This window comes from Nitrospirota bacterium, assembly GCA_023229435.1.
Classification (GTDB): Bacteria; Nitrospirota; UBA9217; order UBA9217; family UBA9217; genus JALNZF01.
On record JALNZF010000002.1, the window covers coordinates 171,431 to 186,505 of the forward strand.

Here is a 15,075-nt window from a genome sequence, read left to right on the forward strand (position 1 = left end):
CAACCGACCCAGAAGATGCTTGGGATTCAAAACACCTCTGGAAGTAACTCGCTCATTTGTTGCACTTCAGAATTGAATGCGGCTTCCTTATATATAGACAAAAAATGTCAAAGCGTCTTGTAGTCGACAACGGCCCGGTCTTCTTTCACGTTGTCGATGAACTCGGCGACCGCGCGATGGTCCGGATGGTTCTGATAGAGCTCGAGGTCCTTCTCATTCTTGAAAACGGAAAAGAGCACCACATCATAGGCGGCATCGGCTTCGAGAAAATTGATGCCGACCTCAAGGTGAAAGATCTGCGGGATCGTGTTCTTTAACGCCTCCAGCTCGATCTTGATCCTCTTCGCGTTCCGTGCCTTGTCCGCATCTTCCGCAAAATCCTTGAGCTTCCACATCACGACATGTTTTATCATGGACGCGTCTCCTTGCGCGAAAAAAATGTTTTGACGGAACAGCCGGCCTTTTTTCTGTTGCTCTCCCATTCAATAGTTTGTATTATAGCATCGCGTTCGTCTTTTGTGAGCGCTCCTGCGAAGGATAATACACGGGGAGCAATAAAAGAGCAAGGGGTATGGCAACAATGATGAAGCGGAGCATACTGGTCCTGTGCTGTTTACTACTGGCTTCATCCTGCGCGCCGAAAAAGTTCACGGCGACAAAGCCTCCGGCTTCCGGGCAGAAGGCATATCAAAGGCCCTACACGGTGTTGGGCCAGCGATACGAGCCGCTGCAGACCCATGCGGGGTTCGTTCAGAGCGGCATCGCAAGCTGGTACGGTCCGGATTTTCACGGAAAAAAAACGAGCAACGGCGAGACCTATGACATGCATGCCATGACCGCCGCGCACAAAACGCTGCCGCTCGGCGTGTTCGTCAGGGTCCAGAACAGGGAAAACGGACGTGAGGCCGTTGTGCGCGTAAACGATCGGGGCCCCTTTGTCAAAGGCAGGGTCATCGATCTGTCCTATTCAGCGGCCAAGACGCTCGGAGTCGATATTGCGGGAACAGCGCCGGTGAGGATCGAGGCGCTTGGGTACCGCGGAAGCGGCGCGGATCACTATAGCGCGATCGAGAACTATGATGCCGGCAACTATACGGTGCAGATAGGCTCGTTCAAGGAATATGGCAATGCAGAACGCCTGTCCGGGGAAATGAAAAGAACCGTCGGCTTCTCGGAGATCCACCTGACGAACATTAATGGAGAGATCTTTCATCGGGTCTACGCAGGAAAGTATACTTCGCTGAGGGCTGCTGAAGACGCTGAGAGGGAATTCTCCGAGCATGGGTACCCGGGGAGCTTTACGGTTTCGCTGGAGTGATCCTTCGTACGGTGGTACTTGAGATGGCGGCTGCGGGAAAACATGGCCGACGATTGAGATGAATGATCTCTCTCGCCGGTTATTTTTTTTCACACCACTCGCGCGCATTCTGGAACAGGGTGAGCCACGGCGAGGCAGCGAGGGATTTTTTGAGGTCCCCGGGCATCCAGCCCCACTGCCAGGTGAGCACCGCGCGTTCCGGGTGCGGCATCATGGCGAGGTGGCGGCCATCGGGGGAGCAAAGCCCGGCAATGCCCGCGGGGGAGCCGTTGGGATTGAAAGGATAGGATTCGGTGATCTTCGATGCATCATCCACATAGCGAACAGGGGCAAGTCCATGCTCGCACTCTTTGAGCATGTTCTCATCCGGAAAGTAGGCCATGCCTTCACCGTGGGCCACCCAGATGCCGAGCACTGAATGTTCCATGCCCTGCAGCATGATCGAAGGGCTTTTCAGGATCTTGACCGTCGAGAAGCGGGACTCGAAACGGCCCGACCGGTTGTGGATGAAGCGCGGCTGGAGCTCATCCGCAATGCCGCGCCAGGGCACCCATCCTAATAACGCCATGAGCTGACAGCCGTTGCACACACCGAGGCTGAAGGTGTCGGGTCGATGATAAAATGTTTCGAGCTGGTCCCAGACCTTTTTATTGAAGCGGAGCGAAGCGGCCCAGCCTTTTGCCGAATCGAGCACATCCGCGTAGCTGAACCCGCCCACGAACACAACGCCCCTGAACCGGTCGAGCGTGACGCGGCCTTCGAGCAGGTCGGTGACGGTCACGTCCCAGGGTTCGAAGCCCGCGAGAAAGAAGGCGGAGACCATTTCGCGGTCGCCGTTGCTTCCCTCTTCGCGGATGACCGCGATCTTTGGTTTGTCCTTGCGATCCATGATCGATATGTCGGTGGGTTTCGGCACGAACGGTATCGCAAAAGTTGGTCCCGTGCGGTCATAGATATTCCTGCGCTCTTCGCGGATATTCTCGGGATTCCTTTGAAGAAGATCGAGCTGATGGCTCGTCTCTTCCCAGATGTCTCTGAGCACAAGCATGTCTTCGTTCAAAATAGTTCGGAGTTCAGAGACTTCGGCGAGCTCAGTCGAGCTGTTCGGATCATTCGACTGTCGCTCATGATGGTGAGCATTAGTCGAACCAGTTCGGAGTGAAATAATAATTCGCTTTTGTACGCTCGTGTTGCCGATCACCCGATGCGGCAACGCGGCCTTATACAGAACGGAGATTATTTGCGCCTCCTGTGCCGGGAGATATTCGAGCACCAGTCCCAGTTCTTCAGAGAACAAAAGTTCGATCCCGTCCTCCTGCCCCTGTCCGTGGTTGCCCAGATCCGCCTCAATGCCGCAATTTCCCGCAAAGGCCATTTCGAGCAGTGTGGTGATGAGGCCCCCGTCAGAGCGGTCATGGCCCGCGAGAATCAATCCGTCGGAAACCAGTTGCTGTACCGCATTAAATGCCCTGGCAAGAAGCAGGGGATCGTCGAGGTCCGGCGAGGCGTCGCCCACCTGGCCGAAGACCTGCGCGAGCGCGGAACCACCGAGCCGGTTCTTGCCCCTGCAGAGGTCGATGAACATAAGCTTGCTTTTCCCCGGCGCCTTGAGGTCCGGGGTCACGGTCCTGGTGATGTCCGGGCAGGTGACGTAGGCCGAGATCACGAGCGTGCCGGGTGATTTCACGGTCTCGTGAGAACCGTCGGGATTCGTGACCCTGGCGGCCATGGACAGGCTGTCCTTGCCGCCGTCCACTGCCATGCCGAGTGCGATCATCACGTCGCGCATGGCAACGGCCGCATCGTAGAGTCTCGCGCCTTCGCCGGGAAGCTTCGGCGCCCACATCCAGTTTGCCGAACAGCGAATATCGCCGAGCCCGCTCACCTTTGCCCAGACGATGTTCGTGAGCGCTTCGCCCACGCTCATCCTTGCCATGGCCGCGGGGTCGAGCAATTCCTTTACGGGTTGTTCACCAATGGAGATCGCGGCGCCGGTCAGGCCGAAGTGAGACTGGGCGATCACGGCCACGTCGGACACCGTAAGCTGGAGCGGGCCCGCGCACTGCTGCTGCGCGATGAGCCCGGTGACCGAGCGGTCGACCTTGTTCGTGAGAAAGCGCTTGGAGCCCACCGAGACCAGACGGAGCACACGATCGAGCGCTGCGCGAATGGTCAGGCCTTTCGGAAGTTCGAGCGGTTTGAGCGTTCTTTTCTTTCTCTCGAGCGTGAAGCTCTTTTGCGGCATGTCGCCGAGCACCCTGGCAAGCTCCAGTTTTTCGGGTGTCGTTCCGTTGATCTCATCGAACAGAACGATATATCCGTCGCCGGTGATCGTGCCGATGATCGCCATCGGCATCTTCTCGCGATCGCAGAGCGACCGGAACAGTCCCTCGTGTTCGGGTTTCAAAAGGAGCGCGTTCTGTTCCTGGTATTCCGCTCCCCATATCTCGAGGACCGAGAGCGTGTTGTCGCCGACCTGGATCTTGCGGATCTCGATCCTCGCGCCCGCGGGGTGCACGATCTCTTTCACCACGTTGCAGTTGCCGCCCGCGCCCTGATCGTGGATGCTCTGGACCGGGTTTCTCTCGCCCAGTTCCACGCAGGCGCGGATCACGCGGTTCATCTTCTGCTCCATCTCCGCGTCGCCGCGCTGTACCGCGTTGAAGTCGAGCTCGGCGATGTTCTCGCCCTGGATCATGGACGAGGCGGCGCCGCCGCCCATGCCGATGCGGTAGGCCGGGCCTCCGACCTTGACCACGAGCATGCCCTTTGATGCCTCTGTTTTTTTCGTGTGGCGGGAATCCATCTGGCCCACGCCGGCGCTGAACATGATCGGCTTAAGCCATTCTCTGCGCTCGCCGTCAGGCAGGCGAAGACCGAAGGAGCGGGTGAAACCCTGGATCACGGGCTCTCCGAACTTGTTGCCGTAGTCCGACGCACCGTTGCTGGCCTCGACCTCGATCCGGAGCGGCGACGCGAGATTGGTTGGATAGGAATATGCCGCGTCTTCCCAGGGAAGCTCGTACCCGGATATGCGGAGATTGCCCACACAGTAAGCAGCCGTGCCCGCGACCACGAGGCCGCCCGTGCCCGTTGCCTGCACATCGCGGATGCGGCCGCCCGTGCCGGTCTCGGCGCCGGGGAAGGGCGCTACGCCGGACGGGAAGTTGTGCGTCTCGGCCGTGAAAATAATATGGTATGTACGCCGCGATGCGATGAACGCCGACGGCTTCCCGACAAGCTCGGGGATGATGGTGGTAATATCGTATCCCGTGATGGCACTTGAGTTGTCGCTGAAAGCGATAACGCTGTTGTTCGGGTTCGCGTCGTAGGTGGCCTTCACGATCTTCATCAGGTTGCCGGGAACTTCCTTCCCATCGACGATGAGCTTGCCGCGGAAAAACCAGTGGCGCGAGTGTTCGCTGTTGGATTGCGACAGGTCGAAGCACTCCACGTTCGTGGGATTGCGCCTGATGTCCTTTACAAAAAGATTGGTATAGTAATCCAGGTCCCAGTCATCGAGCCCCAGTCCCATCTCGCGGTTGATCGTTTCGAGCGCAGCCCTGCCCTGTTCCATGAGCGGGATCATGCGCACGGGTTCCGGTTTGATGCCGGTCTCGAAAGTTTTGAGCGGGTTGGGATACGGGCACTCGGTCATGCGGTCGTGGACAAGGGAGAGAAAGACAATTTTGAGCTCATTGCTCATGGCTGATGGATCATCAAGCAGGAGCAGGTACCGCCGGGAACGCTCGATCCTCGTGATCTTTCTGAGGCCGCAGGCGTGGCAGACCGAGACCGCGTTCGTGGACCAGGCAGTGGTGAAGTTCATGCGGGGGCCGACCTCTAAAACCGTAGGACGAGGGACGAGGGACGAGGGACGAATGAGGAAACTGCTGTCGGAAAACTTTTTAGGCTCGAAGGTCTCGGCCAGGAGCCAGCGCAGCAGGCGCATTTCGTCAGCTGACAACGGCTCTGTGGCTGCGATGTTGAAGCAGAACTCGGTCTTGATCCCGGTTATTGCGGGATCTACCTTATGCTGGGCCGTTGTGAGCAGGTCGGCGGTCTGGTACGTGGAGAGCGCCGGGGAGCGATAGTGATGAAAGAGAATCATATCATGGATTCCTTTGTTTCCTTGAGGCCGATCTTGCAGTGCTCCACTTGAGAGGATTTATTTTCGCGACACTATCTTAGCGAATGATTGAATGCTCGCTATTAAAGCTGAATGGCATAGTGCATTCGACTAGTCTCGGCGCGTTTCCTCGCGTCTTCTATGATGAATTACAATCCATCTCAAGTCATAAAGAAAGTATGCTAATCCTACTAAGATAGATGCTTCCCAGCTTCCGGTAACAACATACAAGACAATAGCAATCAAAGAGCTGATAAGAACGTCTTTCGCCAAATCTCTTTTCACTTAATTCCCCTGTGATTTCTCAGGATCCATTTTACAAAAAAAATCGAGGCAGCGGAATAGAAGCGAGTAGGTTGGGCAAAATAGCGCAGCTTGCCCAACAGGTTCTCGATTACAACGTCGTGCTAAACGAAGAAAATTCAGCCCAACGTGCGGAATTACCATTTGGCGCCCACGGTTGTTGAAACACTGTTCAGTCTCTTGTCGAGTGTCCATAGTGGAATGTGTGTCAACATCGCCGAAGCAAGCAAATGCACATCAATATATCCCAATCCCTTGCCCATAAGCTGGTACTTCTCAATAACGTGCATTACTTCCTCATGTTCTGCAGTGTGTGCTATCGGGAGAGTGCTGAGAAGAGACAGGATTCGCGATCTATTTTTTATATTTCCGCAGGCGAGCTCGCCGACAATGAAAGGATGACAAACAACCTGTCCTTCCTGCAATAGAGTATCAAGCCCGATATTTCCATGTCGAAAATGCTCTACCCATACGGAAGTATCGACAAGTATCATGTTACCTGCCTTCTGTCCGTCTCCGGGGTATCGCCTTCAGACCTTTTTCGGAGCCACCCAGTTGTGCGAGTCGTTTACCACTTTCGATCGCTATTAACGATTCAAGCCCCCGCTTGATAAGCGACGTTTTCTCTTTGATGCCGGTCAATTTTGCCGCCCTATCAAGTAACTCATCCTCAATGTTCAGGGTGGTGCGCATGAGCTGCCTCCGTGTTCAGGTATGCATTATCATATGTATTAATATGCATCAAATTAGTGCGCTTGTCAAGGGCTTGTTGCGCAAGCAATATAAGGCTTTGATGATCTATTCGTTTCTGCTTACCGCTCCTTCAGAGACACGACCTTCTGCTCCGCGGCCTTCTTCTCACCGGCCATCTCGCACTTGCCGTCGAAAGTGACACCCTCCTCAATGATGAGTTTTGGTGTTTTGATGTTTCCCTGGACATAGGCCGGGGCGAGGAGGTGTACCTTCTGGCCTGCATTGATATTGCCGACGATCTTGCCGCTCAATATGATCGTGCCCACGGAGATCTCTCCCTGGAGAAATGCGCCATCGCTGGCGATGAGCGTGTCCTTGGAGATGATCTCTCCATCGACCTTGCCGTCAACGCGTATGGTGCCCTCGAAGCTGAGCACTCCCTTGAACTCCGTACCCTTTCCGAGGAATGCCGTGATCTCGGACTGCTCCGGTGTGCCTGAACCTTTTTTCAACATGAATGAGCCCTCCTTATAATTCATAAAATACTTGTAACTGCTTAGGTTCAAAGTTCCAGGACTTCGACGAGCTCAGTCGAGTCGTTCACGGTTCAAGGTTGGAAGGCCGTGAAACTCGAACGACTTGAAGAGTCGCTGAACGAATTTCAAAATAATAATAGGTTCAATATTCCGGTGTTGTTTATTAAGCCTGAACCATGAACCTTGAACCGTGAACCTGACAACCTCGGTTTTTATTACCCGATCTTATCCAGGATTCTGTCCAGATCTTCAGTTGAATAATACTCGATCACGATCCTGCCGCCCCTGGCCTTGGCCGCGATGCTCACCTTGGTGCCAAGCGCCTTCTTGAGCTTCTCTTCCACCGCTTTCAGCTCGTGGCTTTGCCGCACCTTTTTTTCCTTCGCAGGGTTCTTGAGCCGGTTGGCGAGCGCCTCGGCCTCGCGCACCGAGAGACCCTTCTTGACGATCGTCGCCGCTGCCTGGATCTGGTCACGCACGCGTTCGAGCGACAGAAGCGCTTTGGCATGGCCCATGCTGAGCGCACCGGTTGAGAGGCCCTGCTTCAATTCTTTGGGAAGTCCGAGGATACGAAGATAGTTCGTGATTGTTGACCGCTCTTTACCAACGCGCCTGGCGAGATCTTCCTGTGTAAGCTTGAACTCGTCCTGGAGCCGCTTATACGCCTCGGCAGCCTCGAGCGGGTTCAGGTCCTCTCGCTGGATGTTCTCAATAAGGGCCTGTTCGATGAGCTCGCGCTTGGTCGCCTCTTTTACGAGCGCGGGGATGGTCTTGAGACCGGCAAGCCGTGCCGCCCGCCACCGCCGTTCACCGGCGACGAGTCCGTAGTTCGTCCCGATCCGGTGGACGATGATGGGTTGGATCACCCCGTGCTCTTTTATCGAGGAGGCAAGCTCTTTCAAGCTCTCATTTTGGAACGTTTTTCTTGGTTGGTACTCGTTCGGCACGATCTTGTCCAGTTCGATCTCATAGATGCCGATGGCCTTTCGCGCTTTGTCGTCGAGCGAGGACAGGTCGGGAATAAGCGCACCGAGACCTTTACCGAGCGCCTGCTTTTGCATTGGTGATGACCTCCTTCGCGAGTTCCAGGTAGCTTTGCGCGCCCCGGGACCGGATATCGTACAGGAGCACCGGCTTCCCGTGGCTTGGCGCCTCGGAAAGGGCAACATTGCGGTGGATGACGGTGGTGTAAACCTTGTTGCCGAAATATGTGCGCACTTCCTGGGCCACCTGAGAGGCAAGGTTGTTCCTGCTGTCGAACATGGTGAGGAGCACGCCTTCGATGGCGAGGTCCGGGTTCAGATCCTGTTTTATGAGCGTGACGGTGTTCATGAGCGCTGTCAGTCCCTCGAGGGCGTAGTATTCGCACTGAACCGGGATCAGCACCCCGTCCGCCGCGGTCAGCGCGTTGACGGTGAGCAGGCCGAGCGATGGCGGGCAGTCGATGAGGATATAGTCGTAATCGTTCCGGAAGGTCGAGATCGCCTTCTTAAGCACCCGCTCGCGGGCGATCATCTGGATAAGTTCTATTTCAACACCCACCAGGTCGATCTTCGCGGGGACGACGTCGAGCCAGGGGAAGTGTGTTGATTTTTTAATTTCCTGAAGTGTTTTTTTCCCGGTAAACAGGTCATAGGTGCTGCCGATGATCTCGTTCCGGTTGATGCCCATGCCGCTCGAGGAGTTTCCCTGGGGGTCTGAATCGATGAGCAGCACCTTTTTTTCCGCAGCAGCGAGCGATGCCGCGACGTTCACGGTAGTCGTGGTCTTGCCCACGCCGCCCTTCTGGTTGGCAATTGCTATGACCCTGCCCATTCTTCCGACACCCCCCGATACCGCTGGTCCAAAACCTGGTTAATGTACCATAGGATGATGATAAAAGGAAGAAAAAAACTCGGTTTTCCCGCGACTGAAGCTGGGCAACACTTGTAGAATAGTTAAAATCAGATGGACGAAAGAGGCTTGTTACAAGCATGCCGTTTTTTTCGCGCGTGTATAAAGAGACAATGGCTGCGGTCATTAAGCCCTTGTCATTCCTCGGCAATAAATGGCTTGTCAGGGCCTGCATTTCGCCTACACCCTGTTCAATGTTCCACGTGGAACAATCATTTACAGGATCGAGAAAAAAGAACGGCAGGACGGAAAAACCGCCCTGCCGGAATGGAGGTTGAATGGTATCAGACTGTTACTTCTTCAGCTTCCACACACTCTGCCTTTGTCTTTGACCAGCAGGGTCCGAGGATCGTTTCGAGGTCCTCTTCGGCCGTTGCTGCAATGGGCTTGATGTCGAAGTTTTTGACCAGCACATCGAGCACGTTCGGAGTGATGAATGCCGGAAGCGTCGGCCCGAGCCGGATGTCCTTGATACCCAAAGACAGCAAGGAGAGCAGGATAGCCACGGCCTTCTGCTCGTACCATGACAGGACCAGGGACAGCGGCAATTCGTTCACGCCGATGTTGAAGGCCTTTGAAAGCGCGAGCGCGATCTGAACAGCCGAATAAGCGTCATTGCATTGACCGATGTCGAGCAGCCGCGGGATGCCGCCGATGTCTCCCAGGTTCTTGTCAAAGAAGCGGAACTTGCCGCAGGCCAGGGTCATCACGATGGTGTCCTTGGGCGCTTTTTCCACGAATTCCGTATAGTAGTTCCTGCCGGGCTTTGCGCCGTCGCACCCGCCCACGAGGAAGAAGTGGCGGATCTTTCCGTCCTTGACCAGATCGATCACCTTGTCCGCCACGCCGAGCACCGCATTCCGCGCGAATCCGGCAAAAACCTCCTTGCCCGGTACATCTTCGGTAAATCCAGGAAGCGACAGGGATTTTTCTATCACGGAGATAAAATTTCCGTCTGAAATGTGCTTCACATCAGGCCAGCCCACGAGTCCGCAGGTAAAGAGATTGTCCTTGTACGACGCCAGCGGCTTCTGGATGCAGTTTGTGGTCATCACAATGGCGCCGGGAAAATGCGCGAACTCCTTGTGCTGGTTCTGCCAGGCCGTACCGTAATGGCCGAAAAAATGAGGATATTTTTTGAGGCTCGGGTAGCCATGGGCCGGCAGCATCTCGCCGTGAGTATAGACATTGATCCCCTTGCCCTCACTCTGTTTCAGGATCATATCAAGGTCTTTCAGGTCATGGCCGGAAACAAGGATCGCCTTGCCTTTTTTCGCACCGAGCGGTACCTTGGTCGGGACCGGGTGGCCGAACGTGCCGGTATTGCCGCCATCGAGGATCTCCATGGCCTTGAGGTTGACCTCACCGCACTTCAGCACAAGCGCAACCCATTCGTTCAGGCCCAGATCGGTCCCCGTCATGGCTGCCAGTGCTTCGGCCATGAACGCATAGATCGTATCATCGGTTTTTCCGAGGATCTGGGCATGATCTGCATAAGCAGCCACGCCTTTGAGGCCGAACAGGAGAATGTCCTGGAGCGACTGGATATCGGGGTTGATCGCTGCATCAGGCACCCGCTCCCTTACCTCCCGGCCCTGTTTTGCCAAAGCCTCGATTGAAGCTGCTGGTTTATAGGAAGCGCTGCCGTGAGTGAAGTCCGTTCTGCCGCCGGCTGCTGTGACCTTTGTTTTCAGCCCATCGCGGAGCTCAACGCTTTTCTGAATGAGTGTTTCGAACCGCCTGGGGTCGAAATCGACGTTCGTGAGCGTTGAAAAAAGCCCTTTGGTCAGAAAAAGGTTAACTTCCTGGTCATTGACGCCGTGTCCCCTGCCTTCAACTGCAACGAGCGAAAGCCCTTTCATGGAATAGACTAAAAGGTCCTGAAGTGATGATACCTCCGGGTCCTTGCCGCATACCCCGATCTTGGTGCACCCTTTGCCGTTTGCTGCCTGTTCGCATTGATAACAAAACATAGCATCCTCCTCAAGGAATAAATTTACATCGTCTTTCGTTGATGTGGACCGATTATACGGGTAGCGGGAAGAGAAGCATATGATAGGGGTCATATGAGTGGAGAATTTTTTTTAAAATTATATTTGAGGGGGTGATGTTACGCAGAAATGAACAGAAACAATAAACAGGTTTAACGTAAAAACAACGGGGAACAGCGGATGAACACGGCTTTTATCAACGATCAAGAAACGAACGCGGTATCAGGTTCATATCAATATGGTGAAATCTATTATTGACGGGCTGTTGCATAAACCAATTGTGTGCTTCGACAGGCTCAGCACGAACGGGAAAAGTTCATAATATCAAAGGCTATACCGTTCGCCCTGAGCTTGTCGAAGGGTGAACGGGGTTTGGGCAACAACCCGTTGCGTTGAGACACTGAGCACCTGGTATTGCCATGTGCACCCGTGGTTAGCAAGCGAATACAGCGTTGTTACAAGTGGATCATCGGGCTACACCAGCCCCAGCTCTCCTCCGGCAGGACTGACGCGGATCGACCCGAGCGAAAGATGTCGTACCCCGGAAACGTCCCGGAGCGGAGTAATTACCCGTATGGACAGTTCCTTCAGATCGATGGAGCGGAGGATCCCTAGGCCGTGGCAAAGGTTGCGGTCGTCATTCAGCCCCACGAGCAGATGGTCCAGCTCTGATCGTTTAACCACCATGACCTCCCGGACATTATACTGCTCCTTTGCCGTGTAGAGCTCCTCCTCCATATACTCGCCTTCAATGATGAGGAAGAGCCGGTCAGCGGACAACTCGGCATGGATCACGATCGCCTGAAATATCTTCGAAAGCCGGTTAATATCCCGGAATCCCAGCCTTTCGCCGGTGCCGAGGCCCGGGCCAAGTATTCCGACATCATGGAGAGAGATCTCCTGAAAGTCCGCGCCGCGGAAATACTCCTTAAAGCGCTGTTCGCGGGCCGACCGTCGGGCCTCTCTGGTGGATGCCTTTGCATCGGGCGATATGGGTATCCGATGGATGAGCAAGCCGGCCCTGTGCGAATGCGGGGCCAGCAGATGCTCTATCTCGGTCCCCTTCTGCAAGGCGATCACATAGCGGGGGGAAAGCATGTCGATCTCATGGCATTTAAGCTCCCGCGCGGCGCCGCCATTCACGAGTCCGCAGGTATTAATAAGAACAAGGCCGGGATCGAGCGACTGGGCCAGCGAATAAAGCTTTTGAAGACCCGATATCATCTCAAGCAGGCGGCCGACGGGAGAAGTATTGCCGATAAAGCCCATGATCATAGGGTTCTTTCGACTCAACAGCTCGGCGGCTTCTGTATACGCGGTGAGCGATATTACTGACGGCGGGCCGATGAAGGGCTGGCCGGGGTCCGCATCGATCCAAACGACCTTTTTGCCGGACCGGCAGAAGAGGCCGGCGAGATAGAGGCAGAACGTGGTTTTTCCCGAACCCGGCGCTCCGATGGCAAAAACCGGCCCGCCGTGAAAAAGGATCTCTTGGGCAATTTCACGCCATTCCTCCGGTATTGTAAGCGGCCCTTCTAACATAAAAATCTTTCTTTGAACCAAGAATTAACGTAAATTTTCATGTGTATATAAGGAGTGACGGTCTCGTAATAAGTTGGAAATCTCCTGTTTTGTCATTTCGAGCCAAGCGAGAAATCTTGCTTTTGCATCCAGTTGAAAGATTCTTCACTGAGCCTGCCCTGAGCAAATATTTCACTTCGCTTCGCTACGTTCAGAATGACATCAAAGGGTTCAGGATGGACCCATTCTGATTTTTTCGAACGAATCAAGGCTGTCCTGTCAATCAGCCTGACGCGCGCTGATGTTCCACGTGGAACAATCTCCGTCTTTGCCAGACATCCAACACGTTGAAACCATTGAGGTTTAACCAGCCTTCTTAAAGACCCAGATCGTCCTTTTATAATCCGAAAACGGGAGCGTCAGGTCAGTCCGGCGTTCCAGCGAAACACCAGCCCTGGCCAGGTCCTGCTCGTTGATCGTCTCTTCCGGTCCCCTGCTCAGTACTATAAGCCCACCCGGCCTGAGCAAGGGCATTCCTTCTGCTATAGCTGATTTCATGTCAGCAAAAGCGCGGGCCGTGACAATATCAAACGCGGAGAGAAAGTGAACATCGAGTTCTTCCGTCCTTGAATCGACGACCGCGGTTTCCGTGAGCTTCAGGGTCCTGATGATATGGCGCAGAAAAGACGCTTTCTTTTTTGTTGATTCCACCATGGTGACCACTATCCCGGGACAAACTATTTTGATCGGCAGCGCCGGAAAACCCGCTCCCGATCCCATGTCCAGCAATCGCAGTCCCGGGGCGGGCGTAAATCCATGAATATATGAAAGTGAATCCAGCACGTGTTTGATAATAATATCCCGTTCATCTTTGATCGCGGTGAGGTTGATCTTCCGGCTCCACTTTTTGAGCTCCGCCAGATAGATGAACACGGAATTGGCCTGTTCAACGGTCAAGGGAATGCCGAGCTTTATTGCGCCGTTATTTAATAATTCCCGTGGAATCATGATGATCTTTCCGCAATCGACCGAAGTTCCCCTGCGTCTCCGCCCGATCCTAATCCGGTGCATGATGATCGTCGCTTTCCCGCAGCACGATCTGCATTGCGCAATTTACCCTGTTTGGGATATCTTGTCAATCGCGGGGACCTCATGCGGGTGCATGTCTTTGTCAGCCCTGCCTGAAAAACAGGATGATGCCCAAACAATTAATTTCAACCCCTATCCCCATCGTGTAATTGAGGCCAGACCCAAACAAAATAAATACTGTTTCACGACATGAATCAATAAAGAACAAAGACGCTCAACTCTCCCCGTCCCGTTACGGTAAAAAAGGGGGCGAGAGAAGCGTAATCATCTGCCATGAGGCGTTCGTGATTATCGTGCGTTTACACGAGGGTCTGGCAACGCTATCTGTTATAAGAGGTGGATGCTTTGATGAGATCAGGATGGAACGGCTTATAAGAACGCAAGGCTCTCTTCAGAGAATAGGAAAAAGAAAACCCCGCCTTCAGTATCAAAGGCGGGGTTTTTATTACTTCTCACCATTGAGAGCCTATCTGTTCAACGGACCCTCATGGAATACCGGCAGGTGCATGACAGCCAGACGGTAGAACATGACAATGGCCGAGAGCAGTCCCAGCGTCACGAAAATTTCCCAAATCGACGGGAAATAGAAGGTACCCGAACCAGCCTGGGTGAAAAAGGTCATGTTGAATCGATTAAAGACAACACCGATGATGACCAGCGTTGATGCCATCAGCTGGCCGTTCTCGGACTCCTTGACGGACTTCATCGAGAACAGGGCAATCGGAATAAGCACGCCGATCAGTATCTCCGCGCTCCAGAAGAAGCTGGCCTTGTTCCAGTCCAACAGCAGCGGCCAATTGCCCCGATACGACATGTCCGCGATTTTCGCGATCAAATAAACCAGCAGGGCAATACGCGTGCCCCGGCCCAAACCCTGAACAATTTCTGTCTCAGACTCCCGCTTGAGGCCCCGGGTGCTCACGATACCCTCGAAAGCGACCATGGCGAGACCCGCGGCAATCGCCGAGAGATAGAACATGTAGGGCAGGTTCGGCGTCCACCAGAGATGGTTCAGCTTTGCCGGCGCAATCAGGTAGAAACCGCCAAGCGACGACTGGTGCAGGAACGACAGCACAATGCCGGCGATTACCAGGGGATAGGTGATTTTTTTGATGACCTTCAGCGCTCCGTGCCACTTCACGCGCTCCAGAAATGCCGGCGCGAATTCGAACAACAGCACCGTGGTGTACAGGGTGATGCACATCACGACCTCGAACATGACCGAGCGGTAATTCCAGTAAACCATCGGGTGCCATGCGCTGAAAGGCTTGCCGATGTCGATGGCAAGTCCCACGACGACGATGGAGTAACCGATAAAGGCCGTCAGAATGGCCGGCCGGGTTATGGGTTTGTACTTTTTCATATTGAATATGTACACCGCAGCGGTGATGGTGAAGCCACCGGCCGCAAGGGCCACGCCCGAGAACACGTCAACGGCGACCCAGAGCCCCCAGGGATACTCATCGGTCAGGTTGGTAACCGCGCCAAGACCCTTGAACATGCGGAGAAGCGTCGCCACAATACCCAGACTGACGAGCAGCAGGAGGAGACGCATTCCTTTCGTTTCAAAGCTTTTTTTCACTCCTTCCAGGAATGTCATGG

General features: G+C 54.4%; 12 protein-coding genes. 1 reads left to right on the plus strand and 11 read right to left on the minus strand.

The window, feature by feature from the left end; all coding sequences use genetic code 11:
* Positions 1 to 107: 107 nt before the first annotated feature.
* A complete protein-coding gene (locus tag M0R70_02420; GenBank protein ID MCK9418216.1) occupies positions 108 to 413 on the minus strand; it encodes a Dabb family protein in 306 nt (101 codons plus the stop codon).
* A 170-nt stretch (positions 414 to 583) separates the two neighbouring features.
* Between M0R70_02420 and M0R70_02425 the strand changes: the two genes are divergently transcribed.
* The gene (locus M0R70_02425; GenBank protein ID MCK9418217.1) at positions 584 to 1,318 is read left to right on the plus strand and encodes a septal ring lytic transglycosylase RlpA family protein; all 735 of its coding nucleotides are present in this window, start codon (positions 584 to 586) and stop codon (positions 1,316 to 1,318) included.
* Between the two features lie 79 nt (positions 1,319 to 1,397).
* Here M0R70_02425 and purL read toward each other — a convergent pair whose 3' ends face one another.
* The 10 genes from purL to hybB all read right to left on the minus strand — a co-directional run bounded on the left by purL (position 1,398) and on the right by hybB (position 15,073).
* Complete coding sequence (purL, locus tag M0R70_02430) at positions 1,398 to 5,429, minus strand: phosphoribosylformylglycinamidine synthase (protein MCK9418218.1); 4,032 nt, start codon at positions 5,427 to 5,429, stop codon at positions 1,398 to 1,400.
* Between the two features lie 458 nt (positions 5,430 to 5,887).
* Positions 5,888 to 6,244 carry a type II toxin-antitoxin system VapC family toxin gene (locus M0R70_02435; protein MCK9418219.1) on the minus strand — a complete coding sequence of 119 codons (357 nt, stop codon included), beginning with the start codon at positions 6,242 to 6,244 and terminating at the stop codon, positions 5,888 to 5,890.
* 1 nt (position 6,245) lies between these two features.
* Entirely contained in the window at positions 6,246 to 6,443 is a 198-nt protein-coding gene (locus M0R70_02440; protein ID MCK9418220.1) for a type II toxin-antitoxin system VapB family antitoxin, read from the minus strand.
* A 119-nt stretch (positions 6,444 to 6,562) separates the two neighbouring features.
* On the minus strand, positions 6,563 to 6,958 hold the full coding sequence (locus tag M0R70_02445; GenBank protein MCK9418221.1) for a polymer-forming cytoskeletal protein: 396 nt from the start codon (positions 6,956 to 6,958) through the stop codon (positions 6,563 to 6,565).
* A gap of 236 nt (positions 6,959 to 7,194) precedes the next feature.
* The gene (locus M0R70_02450) at positions 7,195 to 8,040 is read right to left on the minus strand and encodes a ParB/RepB/Spo0J family partition protein (protein MCK9418222.1); all 846 of its coding nucleotides are present in this window, start codon (positions 8,038 to 8,040) and stop codon (positions 7,195 to 7,197) included.
* The gene (locus tag M0R70_02455) at positions 8,018 to 8,794 is read right to left on the minus strand and encodes an AAA family ATPase (GenBank protein MCK9418223.1); all 777 of its coding nucleotides are present in this window, start codon (positions 8,792 to 8,794) and stop codon (positions 8,018 to 8,020) included. The genes M0R70_02450 and M0R70_02455 overlap by 23 nt, the downstream gene beginning before the upstream one ends.
* A 362-nt stretch (positions 8,795 to 9,156) precedes the next feature.
* Positions 9,157 to 10,845, minus strand: a complete 1,689-nt coding sequence (hcp, locus tag M0R70_02460; protein ID MCK9418224.1) for a hydroxylamine reductase — start codon at positions 10,843 to 10,845, stop codon at positions 9,157 to 9,159.
* A 492-nt stretch (positions 10,846 to 11,337) separates the two neighbouring features.
* Positions 11,338 to 12,405 carry a hypothetical protein gene (locus M0R70_02465; GenBank protein MCK9418225.1) on the minus strand — a complete coding sequence of 356 codons (1,068 nt, stop codon included), beginning with the start codon at positions 12,403 to 12,405 and terminating at the stop codon, positions 11,338 to 11,340.
* 342 nt (positions 12,406 to 12,747) lie between these two features.
* Positions 12,748 to 13,392, minus strand: coding sequence for a 16S rRNA (guanine(527)-N(7))-methyltransferase RsmG (rsmG, locus tag M0R70_02470; protein ID MCK9418226.1), 645 nt, complete (start codon positions 13,390 to 13,392; stop codon positions 12,748 to 12,750).
* A 547-nt stretch (positions 13,393 to 13,939) separates the two neighbouring features.
* Positions 13,940 to 15,073, minus strand: coding sequence for a Ni/Fe-hydrogenase cytochrome b subunit (hybB, locus tag M0R70_02475; protein MCK9418227.1), 1,134 nt, complete (start codon positions 15,071 to 15,073; stop codon positions 13,940 to 13,942).
* Positions 15,074 to 15,075: the final 2 nt, after the last annotated feature.